Here is a 19475-nt window from a genome sequence, read left to right on the forward strand (position 1 = left end):
GTTCAGTGATGAGCCGGATGCCCGGATGTACAGGACGGGAGATCTGGGTTACTGGCGCGCAGACGGTCTGATCGGGTTCGTGGGCCGCAATGACTTCCAGGTCAAGATTCGGGGCTTCCGGATAGAGCTGGGCGAGATAGAGGTGCGGTTGGGCGAGCTGGCTGAAGTGAAGGAAGTGGTGGTGCTGGCGCGGGAGGACCATCCGGGCGACAAGCGGCTGGTGGCGTACTGGACGGCCCGAGAGGGAGTGGACGAGCAAGCATTGCCGGATGTGGAGCGGCTGCGGGATCATCTGAAGGCGGAGTTGCCGGAGTACATGGTGCCCAGTGCATTCGTACGACTGGAAGCGATGCCGCTCACACCCAATGGGAAGGTGGACAGGAAGGCGTTGCCGGCGCCGGATGCGGATGCGCTGGTCAGGCACGAGTACGAGGCGCCACAGGGACCGGTGGAAGAGGTGCTGGCCGGAATCTGGCAGGAGCTGCTGGGTGTGGAGCGGGTAGGGAGAAACGACAGTTTCTTCGACATGGGCGGACACTCGCTGCTGGTGATCTCTCTACTGGAAAAAATGAAGGATGCGGGGTTGATCTTGGCGGTTGCTGATGTATTCAAACTTCCGACAATTGCTGGGCAGGCAGGGGCTTTGAGAACGGAAAGAGGGTTTGCGTCTGATGGAAACAAAAATCTCGTCGTTATGAGGTCTGGCAATGAGGAGCTCCCCACGCTCTTTTTGATTCACGATGGGACGGGGGGGGTTGTTCCTTATGTTTCCTTGGTTGAGTGTTTGCCGGGGGAGGGGATGGTTTATGGTATTCAGGCGGCGAATATTGATGTGGGTGGTTATATCCTGGCGTCGATCGAATCCATGGCATCAGAGTATATTGATTCGATAAGATCAGTTCAGCCTCAGGGGCCTTATAGGCTGGCTGGGTGGTCATCGGGTGGAGTAATCGCATATGAGATAGGAGTACAGTTGTCGAGGGCAGGGGAGAAGGTTGATTTTGTTGCGATGATAGATTCGTATGCTCCCGCAGGAATGCATATAGAGAATGCGCATCTGTCTATGAAGGATTCGATGATCTCATTCATAAGATCCCGTTGGTATAACGTCGATGATGACATGATCGAGATGTTGATGGCTAAGGATCGTGCAGATGAAATTGCCGAAGAGTTTTGTGGTTATTCGGGTGATAAGATTGACATGAGTGTGGAGGATCTCATTCGTAGGGCAAATTTGTTGCAAAAAATTGCGGGTGCCACAGCTGAGTACGTGCCGGGTAAGCTGCTTTGTGACTCATATCTCTTTCTTGCGGATCAGCAAGGGCAGTCAGCCAGTGGGGATTCGCAGGAGCTTGTTGCTGCACGTGGCTGGGTAACTGTAGCAGGTATGCCTCCAGAGGGGGTGTATATTGGGGGAGATCATTACTCCATTATGCAGTCTCCAAGGGTAGACAGGATAGCTAGGTTTATAGGAAAGCTCCTTAGACTCAACTTTCAAGTGCAACACCCCACCCCCATATGAGGTGTTGCCATGGAACAGACCCGAACCTACACCCACCTGAGCCCCGAAGAGCGCCCTATGAGTCATCCGGAGGATCCATCGGCCAGACTGGGGGCTTTTCTGCTGCCAGCAGAAAGTTCGGGTGGCGAAGAATCAGATGAGCCGGCGTCATCAGTTCCGATAGACAGTACTCTGACCTGTGATGCGGCAAGAGTCTTGGGCGTCGATTTGGAACCAGCTGATGCGCCGATGCTGGATCGCTACATCAGATATTTCCAATCGGTGGGGTTTTTCCCAAAAGGCTCGGAGTACTGATGAAAAATTCCTTTGTTGGATAGCTCGCTTTATATTGTCTTATTTCGTAAAAATCATGCACAGAACCTGGTTTCAGTCGAAGAAGCATCCGGATGCTTCATCATTGAACACTCACGTGTTCGGTTTTCCCTACGCTGGCGGCTCCGCAACCTCATTGCGCCCGCTCGAAGAGACAGTCAATCCGGAAATCAGTCTGCACCTGGCCACGCTCCCCGGTCGTGGCCGTCGCTTCGGCGAGCCCGCGACCTCGGACATCTCCGTTCTGGTCAACGGCTTCTGCGATGCCATCGAGCGCATCACCCCGCAGCGATTCGTCCTGTTCGGCCATAGCATGGGCGGCATTTTGGCTTTCGAGGTGGCGCGAGCCCTGCGCCGGCGGCGTAACCGCTTCAAGCCGGTTGCGCTGGTCGCTTCCGGGGTGAGCGCACCACACCTGTTTGCCCGGGAGGAGAAGGAGCATCGCTACAACCTACCCAGGGACGAGTTCGTCGAGTATTTGCGGGAACTCGAGGGGACACCGCCGGAGCTGCTCGAGCACGAGGAGGCGCTGAATGTGATGTTGCCCACGCTGAGGCGTGATTTCGAACTATGTGACACCTATCGCTTCGTGATGGAGTCACCGTTGTCGGTGCCGATTGTCGTGCTGTCCGGCGTGGATGATCACCATGTGCAGGGGAAGAAGGTCACGGACTGGTCATTGCACACAACGGCGGGATGCCGTGTGCACAGGTTCTCTGGCGGACACTTCTTCCTGAACGATCACTGGGAGGAAATCGGTGCCTTGCTGGGTGAGCTTGTAATGCCCCAGTAGAAGCATGTTCAGTGAATCATCCCCATCAACACCGCCCGTACCACCGCGGCCGTCTTGTTTGGCACGTTCAGCTTGCGGATGCTGTTCTTGATGTGGAAGTCCACGGTGTTTTTCGACAGCAGCAGGATTTCGGCGATATCCTGCGCCGATTTGCCGTCGGCGGTCCATTTCAGGACCTCGATTTCCCGCTCCGACAGGGGGCGGTCCCGCTGGACCTGCTGCTGCAGGATCAGCCGGGACAGCAGGGTGTGAGCCATGTGGGCCAGCCAGTTCAGGCGGTCGCGCTTGGCTTCCAGTTCATGCGGGTTCAGGGCCGGGTGACGCCGCACCAGTGACAGGAAGGCGGTGCCGGCCGGGCTGTCTCCGAATACCTGGGTCCAGCCGTGACAGATGCCGTGTTCCCGGGCGCTCTGCTGTACGTTCGGGTTGCGGGCAAAGACTTCGTCCGTCCACAGGATGGGGAGGCTGGACTGCATGCGGCTGCGAATCTGGGCTTCGTTCAGAAAGTGTCCGGCGTCGGCGTTGTGGGAACGCCAGTCTTCGGGGTAGTTGTTGACCAGCGTGACCCGGGGGTTGCTGGCCGGCAGGGGGGCCTGATGACAGTACGAGACGTAGTCGAAGCCCAGGGCGATTGCCGCCTGTTCGATGCGGGCGAAGGCCTGGGGCAGGGAGGTTGCATCGTCCAGGGGGTGATGCAGCAGGTCGGTTTGCCAGGGTTCCATGGTGGTGAGGCCGGTTCGTTGGCGCTGCGGTTGGTGGATGTCGTGGTTGGGCTTCTACGGCTGCTATTGCCGCGGCTGGCGTTGGTACAGCCATTTCTGCCACAGCCGGCGCTGTCATGACCGGGATGCGGCCGATTGCCCGTCCGTTCGCGGGCTGCTGCGTCTGCATCACTGGAACAGCCCCGTCAGGATGGCGCGCACGACGGCGGCCGTCTTGTTGGGCGCTGCCAGCTTGAGGATGGCGTTGCGTATGTGGAAGTCGATGGTGTTTTTCGACAGACCCAGGATCTGGGCCACGTCCTGCGCCGATTTGCCGTCGGCGGTCCATTTCAGGACTTCGGTTTCCCGCTGGGTGAGGGCGGGGGCCTGCTGGCGTGTCCGTTCGTGCAGGATGCGGGAGAAGGCCTGGTGCGCCAGCAGGCCGAGCCAGCGCAGGTGCTGCTGGTGTGCCTGCAGTTCCTGTTGCGACAGTGGTGTGGCCCGCGACAGGGTGATCATGCTGATGCCGCCCGGTTCATCGAGGACCGACTGGGTCCAGCCGTGGCCCATGCCCAACCGGTCGAGGGTGTTCCACAGTTCCGGTTCGTCGGCAAAGAACCGTTCGTCCCAGCTGAACGGGGTGGATGACTGGCGGGCGCGCAGCAGGCGGGGGTCGTGCAGGGCGTGGCCGCCGGTGGCGTAGTGCTGCCGCCAGGCGTCCGGGTAATTGTTGAGCCATGACCATTCCGGGTCCCCCACGGGCAGCGAGGCCTGATAGATGCATGACACATGGGGGAATCCCAGGGTTTCGGCGGCCTGTTGCAGGCAGGAGAAGATGTGGGACTCGGAGGGCAGATCGCTGCTCATGGCTTCCATCAGCCGGTTCTGGCAGTGCATCATGGCCGTGTCGAGCGCCGCGGGGGCCCGGGGAGATGTGGCGGGCGGGGTCAGCCCGGACAGCAGTCCGGGATGGGGAAAGGTCGATGGGTTCTCGTGTGGGCTGGTATTCATCCGGAAAAAGGCCGGTATTCGCCTTCTGATTGAGTTGCGGCCAGTGTATCGGCGCAATGCATCTGGAAAAGCAGCATGAAGTACACGATGGTAATGGTCTGTGCCCGTGCGTATTTTTCCTGAATGGGATACGGGACAGGCCTGAACCGGGGGTGATCCGGCAGGATATGACACGAAATGGCGGATATTGGCGCCGTGATTGGTGACCGGCGACGGATGGATCGGCGCATGCTGAAGGTATCAAGGGTATGCATGCCGCGCAGTGGCGCGTCTGTACGCCGTTCCTGTGGGTATTGTACTGTGGTTGCGGCGCCACAGGTGTGCTGCAAACGGGAAAGGGTGGGGGAATTTGAGGGGGGCCGTACACCGGTTTTTTGGTGGGTCTGTTACGTGCTGAATACAGTGTGAAAATGGATTGAGGGGGAGTCGTCGCGGAGGTGTTGTGGCACGGCAACGGGTGAAGGTACATACCGTTCATCGCCTGTGGCAGCGAGTTCGCCTGACCGGGCGAGGCTTTTCCCGCATCAGCCCCTAGTATGGGCAGTGGATGAGGCTCCTGGCCGTGTCCGGCTTTCGGTTGTCCGGGGGCTGGCGGGGTGTGGCCGGGGGTCATGGATTCGCTGCGCGGACCTGCAGAGGTGCTGGGCCGGATCCGTTGCGTGAACTTTTTGTCAGGCATGGCAGGGCAGGCTGGCGCGGTTTTCTGTGTCCATGGATTGGGGGCGCGGGGAAGCTGGCGGGCCTGTGGCTGCCCGAGCTGAGCCAGGGATCGGCATGGATATCACAGAGCTGTTGGCGTTTTCGGTCAAGAACAAGGCGTCGGACCTTCACCTGTCGGCGGGGCTGCCGCCGATGATCCGGGTGCATGGGGATGTGCGGCGCATCAATCTGCCGGCGATGGATCATGAAGAGGTGCACAACCTCATCTACGACATCATGAACGACTCGCAGCGCAAGGAATATGAAGAGCGGCTGGAGTGCGACTTTTCGTTCTCGATTCCGGGGCTGGCGCGTTTCCGTGTGAATGCCTTTGTGCAGGAGCGCGGGGCAGGTGCGGTGATGCGGACGATTCCGTCCAAGATTCTGACGCTGGAGCAGCTGAATTCGCCGAAGTCGTTTACCGATATTGCGATGCAGCCGCGGGGCATCGTGCTGGTGACGGGGCCGACGGGCTCCGGCAAGTCCACTACGCTGGCGGCGATGATCAACCACATCAACGAGAACGTGTACGGGCACATCCTGACGGTGGAGGATCCGATCGAGTTCGTGCATGAGTCCAAGCGCTGCCTGATCAACCAGCGTGAGGTGGGGCCGCACACGCAGTCGTTCAACAATGCACTGAAGAGCGCGCTGCGTGAGGATCCGGACATCATTCTGGTGGGTGAGCTGCGGGATCTGGAAACGATCCGGCTGGCGCTGACGGCGGCCGAGACGGGCCACCTGGTGTTCGGGACGCTGCACACGTCGTCGGCGGCCAAGACGATCGACCGTATCGTGGATGTGTTCCCAGCGGCGGAGAAGGACATGGTGCGGGCGATGCTGTCGGAGTCGCTGAAGGCGGTGATTTCGCAGACGCTGCTGAAGACGAAGGATGGCAGTGGCCGGGTGGCGGCGCACGAGATCATGATCGGTACGCCGGCGATTCGCAACCTGATCCGGGAGGCGAAGGTGTCGCAGATGAATGCGGCCATCCAGACCGGGGCTTCGGTGGGGATGCAGACGCTGGACCAGTGTCTGACCGATCTGGTGCGCAAGAACGTGATTTCGATGGCCGAGGCGCGTTCTGCCGCGGCCGTGAAGGAAAACTTCCCGCTGTAAGAGTCAGAGTGCCCGGGGAATCTGCCAGGGAAGCTCTGCAAAAGTCTGCGAGTGCTTGGGGCTCAGGATTGCCCGAGCATGGGAGCCAAAGAGCCACAGGATCACAGGATTTTTGCAGAGCTTCCCCGGACGGCACAGTACAGCCTGGCTTTGCCAGGATTGTGCGGGTTCCACGGGTTTCAGAACGTTGCAAGCTGATGGCTTCGGCAGACATGCCGTGAGGTGAAGCCGTCAGGCTACAGGAGTGCAAAGATGAGTACCGCTGCCCACCCGGCCAGTCCGGCATCCCGTCCGGCCGCCGGCCCCCAGAAAACCGCGATGATGGAGCGGGAGCAGGCTTCGGCCTTCCTGTATGACCTGCTGCGGCTGATGATTGCCAAGGACGGGTCGGACTTGTTCCTGACGGTGGATTTTCCGCCGGCGTTCAAGATCAACGGCAAGATGGTGCCGGTGTCGGACAAGCCGCTGACGACGCAGCATACGATCGAGCTGGCGCGGGCGCTGATGAACGACCGTCAGGCGGCGGAGTTCGAGGCCAACAAGGAGCTGAACTTTGCGATCAGCCCGGGGGGGATCGGTCGTTTCCGGGTGAATGCGTTCACGCAGATGGGGCGCACGGGGCTGGTGCTGCGGGTGATCAAGAGCGAGATTCCGGATCTGGAAAGCCTGGATCTGCCGCCGGCGATGCGCGAGCTGTCGATGACCAAGCGCGGGCTGATCCTGATGGTGGGGGCGACCGGTTCGGGCAAGTCGACGACGCTGGCGGCGATGATCGGCCACCGCAACGAGAACAGTCATGGCCACATCATCACGATCGAGGATCCGGTGGAGTTCGTGCATGTGCACAAGAACTGCATCGTGACGCACCGCGAGGTGGGAGTGGATACGCTGGACTGGGAGGTGGCGCTGAAGAATACGCTGCGCCAGGCGCCCGATGTGATCATGATCGGCGAGATTCGCGACCGCGAGACGATGGAGCATGCGGTGGCCTTTGCGGAGACGGGCCATCTGTGCATGGGCACGCTGCACGCCAACAGTGCGAACCAGGCGCTGGACCGGATCATCAACTTCTTCCCGGACGAGCGTCGCCAGCAGCTGCTGATGGACCTGTCACTGAACCTGAAGGCGGTGGTGTCGCAGCGGCTGGTACCGGCCGAGGGCCGCAAGGGCCGGGTGGCGGCGGTGGAAATCATGATCAATTCGCCGCTGATCTCCGATCTGATCTTCAAGGGCAGCGTCAGCGAGATCAAGGAGATCATGAAGAAATCGCGGGAGCTGGGCATGCAGACTTTCGACCAGCACCTGTTCGATCTGTACGAGGCCGGGCTGATCACTTATGAAAATGCCTTGCGCAATGCGGACTCGGTGAACGACCTGCGGCTGAACATCAAGCTCAACAGCAAGCGGCGTTCGGAGGACCCGGCGTCGGCGACGGCCAGCAAGCTGGGGATCGTTTGAGGTCTGCAGCGCAGCAAAATCTGGCGGTTCAGTGCAGGTTCCCTCATGACCGGATGCCCACCACGTCTGCATCGAAGACGGCTTCGGGTTGGTGAGCGCTCTTCTGCTGTATGGCAACAATTTGACTCAGTGATGCCTTCTGACGAAACAGGCGACGAAGAACGTTAAATAGCTATAATTGATCGTCTGGGTTCCGTCGTTCTGGAGGTCATCATGGTTGTTCGTCGTCTGCTGCTGCCGGTTTCGCTGGCAGCCCTGTGTGTTGCTCCGGCTGCGTTTGCGCAGCAGGCCGGTGGGGGGCAGGTTGCCCATGTGGAGTCGGCCAGTGCGCCGATCGTGGATTCGGCGCCTGCCGGGGAGAGCAAACAGCCGGCTGCGGTGTCGAAGCAGGAGCGGCTGGAGGGCGATATGCGGCGGCCGCATTCGTCCATTGGGACACATCAGCCGGAGCACTGGTCCTATCATCATGACAGGACTGGGCCGGACCGGTGGGGGGAGCTGGATCCGTCCTATGCCGTGTGCGGGTCGGGAAAGAATCAGTCACCGGTGGATCTGCGTGAGCCCGATGTACGCACGCGCAGCAGCACGGTTCGGCTGGATTACCGGCCGGCACGGTTTTCGGTGAAGAATTCGGGGATGGTCGTGCAGGCCAAACCGAAGGATTCGCCGCGTCTGCCGGCGGTGAAGGTCGGTGAACGGACCTTCGTGCTGAAGCAGTTCCATTTCCATTCGCCCAGCGATCATACGTTCCGGGGGCGGCATTTTCCGCTGGAGGTGCATCTGGTCCACGAGTCGGAGGACGACCAGTATGTGGTGCTGGCAGCGATGTTCCGGCCCGGGCCGCGCAATGCGGCGCTGGACCGGGTGCTGTCGAAGCGCGTGAAGGCCGGCGAGACGGTGGATATCGACCAGGCGCTGCATGTGCGGGCCCTGCTGCCGCAGCAGCTGGCGCATTACCGCCTCAATGGTTCGCTGACCACGCCGCCCTGCAGCGAGGGGGTGAACTGGGTGGTCTTCGTGAAGCCGGTGTATGCCAGCCGCGAGCAGATCGAGACGCTGCGGCACATGGTGGATGGTCCGAACAACCGGCCGGTTCAGCCGTTCAATGCGCGGCTGCTGATCGAGGAAACGCGCTGAGTCGTGTTGCCGGTACGGTACGCGGGCCGCATGGTGGTCATGTGCGGGGCGGGCACGGATGCCGGCGTGTGACTGTCGGGTACTGCCTGGTTGCAGGCGTGTGACGGGTTGTGCGTGGTGCCGGGGTGAGTGTGGCAGGCTGTGACGCAGATGCCGAATATGCGACGGTGGACGCGCCTGGCGCCGGAGTGTGGCTGCTTCTTTGGCTAGAATGGATCTGTCTTGACTGATACCTGTTTTCAGGGGGAGAGGATCATGATTTCTCGAGGCTTCCGGCACCGAAACGCTGTTCTGGTGGCTGCGCTGGCTCTGGTGGTGACCGGGTGCGCCAGCAGCAGTGGCTATCAGATGGACGACCAGTCCCTGAATGAGGGGGCGGGATCGCGTGGGGTGCTGGTGGCTTCGGCTGGTTCGCAAGCTGGGTTGAGGGTGGCACGGGCATCCGGCGATGCGGACGGCCATGCGACCCGGAGGGCTGGTTCGGCTGAGCGTCGATTTGCAGGTATTTAACATTGTAATATTCGATATTCATGAGGCACATACGGTTGCTGTTTCCCGTCAGGCGAAATGGACAGTCGCATGGTGCACCTGCACAAGTGCTATGCTGAAGCCATGGCAAAGTCACGAAAAGGTCCGGATGGCCTTCCAACCCCTTGTGGGCCGTCCATGAAACAGACCGTACGGTAAGGGGCCCCAGTCAGGCTCCTCCTGTGCCGATGTGCGTGGACTTTTTCGCGTGTTTCGAGGCTGCTTCGGGCTCACGAGGCTGCGAGGCATACGCAAAGACAGGAGTTCACCATGCTGGCCCCCACACAAGAGCATCCCGCTGCCTGGGCAGGTTTCAAGTCCGGCCCCTGGGAAGAGACGATCGACGTACGTGACTTCATCCAGTGCAACTACACGCCCTATACGGGCGATGGCAGTTTTCTGGCACCTGCCACCGATGCCACGCTGAAGCTGTGGGATCAGGTGATGGAGGGCATCAAGGTGGAGAACCAGACGCATGCCCCGTACAAGATCGACGCGCAGGTGGTGTCGGGCATCACCAGTCATGGTCCGGGCTACATCGACGCCGCGCTGGAAAAGATCGTCGGCCTGCAGACCGATGAGCCGCTCAAGCGGTCCATCATGCCGGCCGGTGGCCTCAAGATGGTGCAGGATGCCTGCAAGATCTACGGCGTGCCGCTGAGCGAGACGGTACAGGAAACCTTCACGAAGTACCGCAAGACGCACAACCAGGGCGTGTTCGATGTGTACACGCCCGATATCCGCCGCTGCCGCAAGTCCGGCGTGCTGACCGGGCTGCCGGATGCGTACGGGCGCGGCCGCATCATCGGTGACTATCGCCGGGTGGCCCTCTACGGCATCGACCGGCTGATGGCCGACAAGGTGGAGCAGTTCAACTCGCTGCAGGCCGATCTGGAAGCCGGGAAGAACCTGGAAGAGACGATTCGCCGGCGCGAGGAAATCAACGACCAGCACAAGGCGCTGGGCGAGATGAAGGAGATGGCGGCCAGCTATGGCTTCGACATTTCCGGGCCGGCACGCAATGCCCGCGAGGCGGTGCAGTGGACGTATTTTGCCTACCTGGCGGCGGTGAAGTCGCAGAACGGGGCGGCCATGTCGTTTGGCCGGGTGGCGACCTTCCTGGACATCTACATCGAGCGTGACCTGCACAACGGGACGCTGACCGAGGTTCAGGCGCAGGAGCTGGTCGACCATCTGGTGATGAAGCTGCGGATGGTGCGCTTCCTGCGAACGCCTGAGTATGACCAGCTGTTCTCGGGCGATCCGATCTGGGCCACCGAGTCGATCGGCGGGATGGGGCTGGATGGCCGCACGCTGGTGACGAAGAACAGCTTCCGCTTCCTGCACACGCTCTACAACATGGGGCCGTCGCCGGAGCCGAACATCACGGTGCTGTGGTCCGAGCAGCTGCCGGAAGCCTTCAAGCATTTCTGCGCGAAGGTCTCCATCGACACGTCGTCGATCCAGTACGAGAACGACGACCTGATGCGGCCGGATTTCGACAGCGACGACTACGCCATTGCCTGCTGCGTGAGCCCGATGGTGGTGGGCAAGCAGATGCAGTTCTTCGGCGCCCGGGCCAATCTGGCCAAGACGCTGCTGTACGCCATCAATGGCGGGGTGGACGAGAAATCCGGCATGCAGGTGGGCCCGAAAACCGAGCCGCTGGCTGGCGAGGTGCTCGATTACGACGAGGTGATGGCCCGGATGGACAGCTTCATGGACTGGCTGGCCACGCAGTATGTGACGGCGCTCAACCTCATCCACTACATGCACGACAAGTATGCGTACGAGGCGGTGCTGATGGCGTTGCACGACCGCGACGTGAAGCGGACGATGGCCTGCGGCGTGGCCGGGCTGTCGGTGGCGGCGGATTCGCTGTCGGCCATCAGGTATGCGAAGGTCAAACCGGTGCGCAACGAGCAGGGCATTGCCGTCGATTTCGAGATCGAGGGCGAATATCCGCAGTTTGGCAACAATGATGACCGGGTGGACGACATTGCCTGCGATCTGGTGCGCCGGTTCATGGGCAAGGTGGCGTCACACCGGATGTACCGCGATGCGGTGCCGACCCAGTCGGTGCTGACCATCACGTCCAATGTGGTGTATGGCAAGAAAACCGGCAACACGCCGGACGGGCGTCGCACCGGCATGCCGTTCGGCCCGGGGGCCAATCCGATGCATGGTCGCGATGTGTGCGGTGCCGTGGCGTCGCTGTGCTCGGTGGCCAAGCTGCCGTTCTCCTGCGCGAAGGACGGGATTTCCTATACGTTCTCGATCGTTCCGGGGGCGCTGGGCAAGGACGAGGCTTCGCGCGAGCGCAATCTGGCCGGCATGATGGATGGCTATTTCCACCATGAGGACGGCGTGGAAGGTGGTCAGCACCTGAACGTGAACGTGCTGAACCGCGAGACGCTGCTGGATGCAATGGATCATCCGGAGAAATATCCGCAGCTGACGATCCGCGTGTCGGGCTATGCGGTGCGCTTCAATTCGCTGACCCGCGAACAGCAGCAGGATGTGGTGACCCGTACGTTCACGTCGACGATGTGACCGGGTCATGACGGTCCGCGAAGCGCCTTCGGGTGGGCAGGTTTCACCTTCACCGGCGGCTGCCGGTGAGGTGACGGCCACCCGGGGCGCCCCCAATGGCTGGCAGTCGCCTGTACGTGCGGCTGCCGGCCATTCTGTCATTCCGCTGGTGCCGGTTGACCGGATCGCAGACAGTTCCCCCGAAGGTTGCGAAGGCAGCGTGTCTGTCCGGCGCTTGCAGCCAGGGGAAACCGGATCCGGGGTGCTCCGGGATACGCCGGCCGGTGGGCTGGAAGGGCGCGCTGCCGGGCCGGACGCGGCTGGTGCTGCGGCAGCGCATGCCTCGGCTGGAGGAGGTCATGCCCGGCATCGCCACTACGAGGGCGTGGGGCATGTGCATTCCATCGAGTCCTGCGGGACGGTGGACGGGCCGGGGCTGCGCTATGTGCTGTTTCTGCAGGGCTGCCTGATGCGCTGCCTGTACTGTCACAACCGCGACACCTGGGATCTGAAGAGCGACCGGGCGAAGGACATGACGGTGCCCGATGTGATGAAGCAGGTGCTGGCGTACCGGCACTATCTGAAGGCCACGGGGGGCGGGGTGACGGCCACGGGCGGGGAGCCGCTGTTGCAGTACGAGTTCGTGCGTGACTGGTTCATGGCGTGTCATGCGCACGATATCCATACCTGTCTGGATACCAACGGCTATGCGCTGCACTACGACGAGGTGCTGCAGGCGCTGCTGGACAATACCGATCTGGTGATGCTGGACCTGAAGCAGATCGATCCGGACATTCACAAGGTGCTGGTGGGTATTCCCAATACGCGTACGCTGGCCTTTGCCGAGCATCTGGCCCGGCGCGGGCAGCGCACGCGGGTGCGCTATGTGGTGGTACCGGGCTATACGGATGACGAGCGCTCCGCGCACCTGCTGGGGCGTTTCATCGCGCCGATGAAGAATGTGGATACGGTCGAGGTGCTGCCGTATCACGAGCTGGGCGCCCACAAGTGGGCGCTGTGTGGCGACGAGTACCGGCTGAAGGGGGTGCATCCGCCGCCGAAGGAGACGGTGGCGCAGATCTGCCGCATTCTGGAAGGTTACGGGAAGGCGATCATCGTTTAACGTGCCCGCATGGTGAATTCGAACAGCCGGCATTCGATGGCGCCGTTGAAGAGTGGTGTCTTGCGGCTTTCGCGCAGGCCCAGCTGGCCGGGCAGGCCACGGTCGCTGGTGAGCAGGTAGACGTGCCAGCCACCGAAGTGGTGGCGCAGGGTGGCGCCGATGGCGCGCCAGTGTTCGATGGGGATGCTGACCCGTTCGTTGTAGGGCGGGTTGGCGACGATGATGCCCCGGGGATCCGGCTGGCTGCTCTGGGAGTCGGGGTGGCTGCCTTGGGAGTCAGGCTGGCTGGTAGGGGCGGCGGCTGCGCCGTCGGGCCGTATGTCTGCTGCGTCGGCCGTTTCGAGATGGACCAGACCGTCGGGGAATTCGAGGGTCTTCAGGTTTTCGGCGGTGAGGCGGACGGCATTCGGGTCGAGGTCGCTGGCGCGGATCAGGCCGCGCGGGGCCTGTTGCATGCCGGTGCGGGCACGTTCGCGCAGCTGTTCGTGCAGCGTGCCGAACAGGGCGCCGTCGTGGATGCGCAGCTGGTCGATGCCGAAGTGACGGTCGAGCCCCGGGGCGCAGTCGCAGAGCATCTGGGCAGCTTCGATGACCAGGGTGCCGGAGCCGCAGAAGGGGTCGAGCAGCGGGGTGGTCCGGTCCCAGCCCGAGAGGGCGAGCAGGCCGGCAGCCAGGTTTTCCTTCAGGGGGGCGGCCACGCGGTTCTCGGCGCTGTTGCGCCAGCCACGTTTGAAGAGGGGTTCGCCGGAGAGATCCAGATAGAGCTGCAGACGCTCGGCCGACAGGAAGGCGCTGACACGTACGTCGGGGTGATGGGTGTCCACCGAGGGGCGCTGGCCGCTCTGGTCGCGGAAGCGGTCGACGATGGCATCCTTGATGCGCAGGGTGGCGAAGTTCAGGCTGCGCAGCGGGGAACGGTGGGCCACCACGTCGACGCGCAGTGTCTTGCGGGCATCGAACCAGTCTTCCCACGGCAGGGCGTGGCAGAGGCGGTACAGGGCGTGCTCGCTGGTGCAGGGGGCATCGAGCAGGCGCAGCAGGACACGGCTGGGCAGGCGGGCTTCGAGGTTGATGCGGTAGGCGAGCCGCAGGTCGCCGCGGCAGCCCACGCCGCCGGCGGCCGGGGTGATGTGGCGGGCGCCCAGTGCCTGCAGTTCGCGTGCCAGCACTTCTTCGAGGCCGCGCGGGCAGGGGCAGAAGTAGCTGAAGATGCCGGCGCCGGGGCTGATGGGGGTGGCGTCGGCACCGTCGGTGATGGGGCGGCGGGCTGGGCGCTGTGCGCTGGCCGGACGCCCCGGTTGCTGTTCAGGGGAAACCGGCTTTGCCTGCCGGGGCGTGTCGGCTTTGGCGGGTGTCGTGTCGGTGGTGCGCTTGACGGGGCGGAGGTTGATCATGGGAACGATGGGTTGTGGCCTGTCGTGGCTGCACGGCAGGGGAAGGGATTGTGTGAGTGGTGCCCTGTCCATGGTGGATTCGTTGGCGCCTGCCGCCTCCTGCATCCTGCACGTCCGAGGAGGCATTGGGGGACGAATGGGGGCCAATACACCAGGGGATACGCTTCTCAGAAGGGTTTCATGACCACCATGGCCACGACGATGAGCAGCAGGATGACGGGGGCTTCGTTGAAGACGCGAAACCACCGTTCGGAGCGGGTGGAGCGCTCTTCGGCGAATTTCTGCAGCAGGCGGCCACAGCCGTGGTGGTAGCCGATGAGCAGCACCACGCAGCAGAGCTTGACGTGCATCCAGCCGCTGCCCATGCCGATGCCGAAGCCCAGAAAGAGCAGCAGGCCGGTGGCAGTGGCCAGGGTGGCCAGTGGCAGCATGAAGCGGTAGAGGCGGCGGGACATGCCGACGAGGCGGTCATATTCGGCGCGGGAGGTGGCCGGGCTGACCTGCGCCAGATTGACGTAGATGCGGGGCAGGTAGAACAGGCCGGCAAACCAGCTGGTGACCATGACGATGTGCAGGGTCTTGGTCCAGAGGTAGAGGGTGGGGCTCATGGGGCTGAAGCGCGGGATGCCGGGAAGGACGATGGAGGGGGTGGCCGGGTTCGGGCGGGGATGAATGCGTTCATGACCCGCGCCGGGGAATAGCTGTCGTGACGAGTATCAGGGTATCAGGGACGAGTCATGAGGGTCTTTGGGACAGGTCATGGTTTCGTCAGGTTTCGGTCAGGCTGCCGGTGAGGTCCAGTGGGCCGGGCAGCCGGCCACCGGCCATGGCGACCAGCAGGGTTTCGGCCTGGAACCAGGGACTGCCGAGGGAGCCGCCCACGCCCTTGGCCATTCTGTCGAGCACGGCCGTGTGCTGCAGCAGCTGCTGCAGGGTGGGGATGTCGAGCCGCGCCAGCGCACGGCGCATGACGGTTTCGCGCTTGCCGAAGACGCCGGCGCTGCGCATGGCCTGCTGCATCGAGACCCGGTCCAGCTGGAGGGCCTGCTGGATGCGCAGCAGCTTGCGCAGGGCATCGCCCAGTGCCCAGACGAGCAGCGGCATGGCGGCATCTTCGGCCGCCAGGGACCTGGCCATGCGCAGGGCGCGGGCCGGCTCACCAGCCAGGGCAGCATCGACCAGGCCGAAGAGTTCGAAGCGGGCGCTGTCGAGCACGATCTCGGCCACGGCATCGGCCGGCAGCTCACCGGGAGGCAGCAGCAGGCCCAGGCGCTGGATGGCCTGGTGGGCGGCCAGCAGGTTGCCTTCGGTGCGCTCGGTGATGAGGGCGAGCACGGGGGGCGTGGCCTGCTGCTTCTGGGCGGCCAGCCGTTCGGCGATCCATTTGCCCAGCGAGGCCACATCGATGCGCGGGGTTTCCATCCAGAGCATCTGTCTGGCCAGGGCCTCGAACCAGGCGGTGCTGGTGGTGGCCTTTTCCAGATGCTGGCTGGAGACCATGATGCGGGTGTCGTCGTCCAGCCGCGGCAGCAGGTCGCGCAGGGCCTCGCCCAGCTCCTTCGTGGGCTTGACGTTCAGGCGCAGGTCGATCAGGCGGCGGGAGGCAAAGAGCGAGGTGGACTGTGTGGCCTCGATGAGGTGGCTGCGGTCGAAGCGGGCGTCGATGTCGACGACTTCGCGCTCGTCGAAGCCCTGCTTGCGGGCCTGGGCGCGCACCAGGTCGGCGGCCTCGATGACGAGCAGCAGCTCGTCGCCACTGATCCAGAGCAGCGGCGGCAGGCTCTGGCCAATGGCATGACGCAGCTGGTGCGGCGTGCCGATGCGCTGGCCCATGGGATCAGGACGGGGTCTTGAGGGCGGCCAGCCGCCACATCAGCTGGTGGGCCATGTCGTTGCTCATGTCGCGAAACAGCATGGCCTCCTCGTCGGCCCGGGCGGTGAGCTGGTTGTCGGCGTTGGAGATCTCGCGGCGCAGGGTGATCTCGCTTTCGGGGACGAGGTCGTTGCCTTTGGCGTCCTCGATGTGAAAGCGCAGTCGCAGGCGCAGCTCGTATTCGCGGGCGCGGCCTTCGGAGGAGTAGGCGACGACCTCGCGTTCGGGCACTTCCTGCAGGATCAGCAGCCGGACCTCGGCCTTTTTGGGGTCGGTGACCAGCTCGGCACCTTCGGCGTGCGACATCTCGCGGCGCAGGGCCAGGCCGATGCTGCCGTTCGGGGACAGGTTGGTGTAGAGCGTCCGGAACGGCAGGCTGGTGCTGCGGCGCAGATGGAAGCCGCAGCCGGCCAGGCTGGCCAGTCCGCTGACTGCCAGGCTGCCACCTGTGCCGAGCATCCAGCGGCGGCGGGCCGGGCGGGGGGGCGATGCGGTGCGGTCTGCGTGCATGCGGAGACTCCTGTGTGTTCTGCCGGTGTTTCCGGCGGGGCTTTTGGTGATGAGGCCGTCAGAGCACCACGTTCACCAGCCGGCCCGGGACGACGACGATGCGTTTGGGCGTCCTGCCCTCGGCCAGGCGCACCACCTCGGGGGCGGCGGCAGCCACGGCCTCGATGGCCGCCTTGCCGGCATCGGCCGGTACGCGGATGCTGCCACGCAGCTTGCCGTTGACCTGCAGCACCAGTTCCAGTTCGCTTTTGACCAGCGCGCCCTCGTCCACGACGGGCAGCGGGGCATCGATGATCTCGCGGCCGTCGAAACTGCGGCCCAGCGCCAGTTCGTTCCAGAGGGCGTGCGTGATGTGCGGAACGATCGGGTAGAGGCTGCGCACCAGGATCGACATGCCTTCGCGCAGGGCGGCGGCGTCGGCCGGGCCGGTGGGCGGCGTTTTCTGGGCGGCGGCTTCCAGCGCGTTGAGGATCTTCATCGCGCCGGAGACGATGGTGTTGTACTGCTGGCGCTCGTAGTCGTACTGGATCTGTTTCAGCACGGTATGCACGTCGAAGCGCAGGTCGCGCCAGGTGTCGGACAGGGCGCTGGCGTCGATGGTGTCGGCTGCGCCGGCGATGGTGGCCTGCTGGGCATGGCCGAAGGCCCAGAAGCGGCGCAGGAAGCGGCTGGCGCCTTCCACACCGCTGTCGGACCATTCCAGCGTCTGCTCCGGGGGGCTGGCAAACATGACGAATAGCCGCGCGGTGTCGGCGCCGAAGCGTTCGATCAGCGAGGTGGGGTCGACCCCGTTGTTCTTGCTCTTGGACATGGTGCCGATGCCGGCGTAGGTGATTTCCGAACCGTCGGATTTCAGGCGGGCGCCGGTGACGCGGCCCTGGGCGTCGGTGATGTTCTCGACATCCTTCGGCCAGAAGTATTCGATGCCCCCCTTCGGTGTGCGCCGCTGGTAGATGTGGTTGAGCACCATGCCCTGGGTGAGCAGGCGGGTGAAGGGCTCGTCGAACTTCACGAGGCCCATGTCGCGCATGACCCGGGTCCAGAAGCGGGCGTAGAGCAGGTGCAGCACGGCGTGCTCGATGCCGCCGATGTACTGGTCCATGGGCATCCAGTAGTCGTTGCGGGCATCGACCATGGCCTGGTCGTTGTCGTGCGAGCAGTAGCGCATGTAGTACCACGACGAATCGATGAAGGTGTCCATCGTGTCGGTTTCGCGCCGGGCCGGCTTGCCGCAGCAGGGGCAGTCGACCTTCAGGAAGGCTTCGCACCTGTTGAGCGGGTTGCCGCTGCCGTCGGGAACGAGGTCTTCGGGCAGGACCACCGGCAGGTCTTCGTCCGGTACGGGCACCTCGCCGCAGGCCTCGCAGTGGATGATGGGGATGGGGGTGCCCCAGTAGCGCTGGCGGGAGATGCCCCAGTCGCGCAGGCGGTACTGGATGTGCTTGCCGCCCAGTCCCTTCGCCTCGAGTTCGGCCGCCACCTTGTCGACGGCGGCCTGGTGGCCGAGTCCGTCGAGCAGCGGTCCGGAATTGACGCAGACGCCGTGTTCCTTGTCGGCGTACCAGTCGTGCCACAGGTTTATGTCGTAGGGCTGATTGTCGACGGAGATGACCGGGTGGATGGGCAGGCCGTATTTGTGGGCGAAGTCGAAGTCGCGGTCGTCGTGGGACGGCACGCCCATGACGGCGCCGTCTCCGTAGCTCATCAGCACGTAGTTGCCCACCCAGACCGGCACGTCGGCGCCGGTGAGGGGGTGCCGGACGGTGAGGCCGGTATCGACGCCCTGTTTTTCCATGGTGGCGAGGTCGGCTTCCATGGCGGAGCCGGCACGGGCGGCCTCGACGAAGGCGGCCACCTCGGGGCACTGGGCGGCGGCCAGCTGGGCGATGGGGTGCTCGGCGGCCACGGCCACGAAGGAGACGCCCATGATGGTGTCGGCGCGGGTGGTGAAGACGTAGAGTCTGCCGTCACCGATGGGCTGGCCGTCCGGGTCGCGCAGGTCGTGCGGGAAGGCAAAGCGCACGCCCTCGGAACGGCCGATCCAGTTGGCCTGCATCATGCGCACGCGCTCGGGCCAGCCTTCGAGGTGTTCGGTGACTTCCTTCAGCAGCTCGCCGGCGTAGTCGGTGATGCGCAGGTAGTACATCGGGATGTCGCGCTTCTCGACCGGGGCGCCCGAGCGCCAGCCCTTGCCGTCGACCACCTGCTCGTTGGCCAGCACGGTCTGGTCGACCGGATCCCAGTTGACGGTGCCCTGCTTGCGGTAGGCAATGCCCTTTTCGCGCATGCGCAGGAACAGCCACTGGTTCCATTTGTAGTAGTCGGGACTGCAGGTGGCCACTTCGCGCGACCAGTCGATGGCCAGGCCCAGCGGCTGCATCTGCTGCTTCATGTAGGCGATGTTGTCCCACGTCCATCTGGCCGGGGCCACACCATTTTTGAGGGCGGCATTTTCGGCAGGCAGGCCGAAGGCGTCCCAGCCCATGGGCATGAGGACGTTGTAGCCGCTCATGCGCAGGTGGCGGTACATCACGTCGTTGAGCGTGTAGTTGCGCACGTGCCCCATGTGCAGGATGCCGGAGGGGTAGGGCAGCATCGAGCAGGCATAGTATTTGCCTTTGGGGAAACGCGGGTCGTGCTCGATGGCGCGGTAGGCGTTGGTGGCCTGCCAGTGCGCGCGGGCCTGGGATTCGATGCCGTGGGGGTCGTAACGCTCGTCCATGGGGGCTTTTGGGGAGGGGCGGGGGAGTCCAGTAAGCCCCG

Annotated in this window: 15 protein-coding genes; 8 read left to right on the forward strand and 7 right to left on the reverse strand. The window is 63.5% G+C overall.

Annotation, left to right across the window (positions count from 1 at the left end; translation table 11 throughout):
• The 3 genes from EHV23_RS05545 to EHV23_RS05550 form a co-directional block, all read left to right on the forward strand.
• Positions 1-1522 (forward strand): thioesterase domain-containing protein (locus EHV23_RS05545; protein ID WP_238990294.1); only part of this gene is annotated, 1522 nt, incomplete at its 5' end.
• A gap of 9 nt (positions 1523-1531) precedes the next feature.
• Positions 1532-1816 carry a hypothetical protein gene (locus EHV23_RS15195; protein WP_158615847.1) on the forward strand — a complete coding sequence of 95 codons (285 nt, stop codon included), beginning with the start codon at positions 1532-1534 and terminating at the stop codon, positions 1814-1816.
• Between the two features lie 34 nt (positions 1817-1850).
• Positions 1851-2627 (forward strand): thioesterase II family protein, encoded by a 777-nt coding sequence (locus EHV23_RS05550; protein WP_158615848.1) that lies wholly within the window; start codon positions 1851-1853, stop codon positions 2625-2627.
• A gap of 8 nt (positions 2628-2635) precedes the next feature.
• Here the strand turns inward: EHV23_RS05550 and EHV23_RS05555 are convergent, their stop codons facing one another.
• Both EHV23_RS05555 and EHV23_RS05560 read right to left on the reverse strand, forming a co-directional pair.
• On the reverse strand, positions 2636-3349 hold the full coding sequence (locus EHV23_RS05555; RefSeq protein ID WP_125095055.1) for an autoinducer binding domain-containing protein: 714 nt from the start codon (positions 3347-3349) through the stop codon (positions 2636-2638).
• Between the two features lie 168 nt (positions 3350-3517).
• On the reverse strand, positions 3518-4339 hold the full coding sequence (locus EHV23_RS05560; RefSeq protein ID WP_238990295.1) for an autoinducer binding domain-containing protein: 822 nt from the start codon (positions 4337-4339) through the stop codon (positions 3518-3520).
• Between the two features lie 774 nt (positions 4340-5113).
• On the opposite strand from EHV23_RS05560, the gene EHV23_RS05565 reads away from it, so the two are divergent.
• From EHV23_RS05565 to pflA, 5 genes are all read left to right on the forward strand, one after another.
• Positions 5114-6157 carry a type IV pilus twitching motility protein PilT gene (locus EHV23_RS05565; protein ID WP_125095056.1) on the forward strand — a complete coding sequence of 348 codons (1044 nt, stop codon included), beginning with the start codon at positions 5114-5116 and terminating at the stop codon, positions 6155-6157.
• A gap of 321 nt (positions 6158-6478) precedes the next feature.
• A complete protein-coding gene (locus tag EHV23_RS05570; RefSeq protein ID WP_125095551.1) occupies positions 6479-7615 on the forward strand; it encodes a PilT/PilU family type 4a pilus ATPase in 1137 nt (378 codons plus the stop codon).
• Between the two features lie 213 nt (positions 7616-7828).
• A complete protein-coding gene (locus tag EHV23_RS05575) occupies positions 7829-8752 on the forward strand; it encodes a carbonic anhydrase (protein WP_125095057.1) in 924 nt (307 codons plus the stop codon).
• Between the two features lie 798 nt (positions 8753-9550).
• A complete protein-coding gene (gene pflB / locus EHV23_RS05580; RefSeq protein WP_125095058.1) occupies positions 9551-11833 on the forward strand; it encodes a formate C-acetyltransferase in 2283 nt (760 codons plus the stop codon).
• A 7-nt stretch (positions 11834-11840) separates the two neighbouring features.
• A complete protein-coding gene (gene pflA, locus EHV23_RS05585) occupies positions 11841-12935 on the forward strand; it encodes a pyruvate formate lyase 1-activating protein (RefSeq protein WP_238990296.1) in 1095 nt (364 codons plus the stop codon).
• Here the strand turns inward: pflA and EHV23_RS05590 are convergent.
• From EHV23_RS05590 to leuS, 5 genes are all read right to left on the reverse strand, one after another.
• A complete protein-coding gene (locus EHV23_RS05590) occupies positions 12932-14329 on the reverse strand; it encodes a THUMP domain-containing class I SAM-dependent RNA methyltransferase (protein ID WP_125095059.1) in 1398 nt (465 codons plus the stop codon). The genes pflA and EHV23_RS05590 overlap by 4 nt on opposite strands.
• 167 nt (positions 14330-14496) lie before the next feature.
• Positions 14497-14937 (reverse strand): CopD family protein, encoded by a 441-nt coding sequence (locus tag EHV23_RS05595; RefSeq protein ID WP_125095060.1) that lies wholly within the window; start codon positions 14935-14937, stop codon positions 14497-14499.
• Between the two features lie 160 nt (positions 14938-15097).
• Complete coding sequence (holA, locus tag EHV23_RS05600; protein WP_125095061.1) at positions 15098-16162, reverse strand: DNA polymerase III subunit delta; 1065 nt, start codon at positions 16160-16162, stop codon at positions 15098-15100.
• 4 nt (positions 16163-16166) lie between these two features.
• Positions 16167-16712, reverse strand: a complete 546-nt coding sequence (locus EHV23_RS05605; RefSeq protein WP_125095062.1) for an LPS-assembly lipoprotein LptE — start codon at positions 16710-16712, stop codon at positions 16167-16169.
• A gap of 58 nt (positions 16713-16770) precedes the next feature.
• Positions 16771-19434, reverse strand: a complete 2664-nt coding sequence (gene leuS, locus EHV23_RS05610) for a leucine--tRNA ligase (RefSeq protein WP_125095063.1) — start codon at positions 19432-19434, stop codon at positions 16771-16773.
• Positions 19435-19475: the final 41 nt, after the last annotated feature.

The organism is Lautropia dentalis, from assembly GCF_003892345.1.
Classification (GTDB): domain Bacteria; phylum Pseudomonadota; class Gammaproteobacteria; order Burkholderiales; family Burkholderiaceae_E; genus Lautropia; species Lautropia dentalis.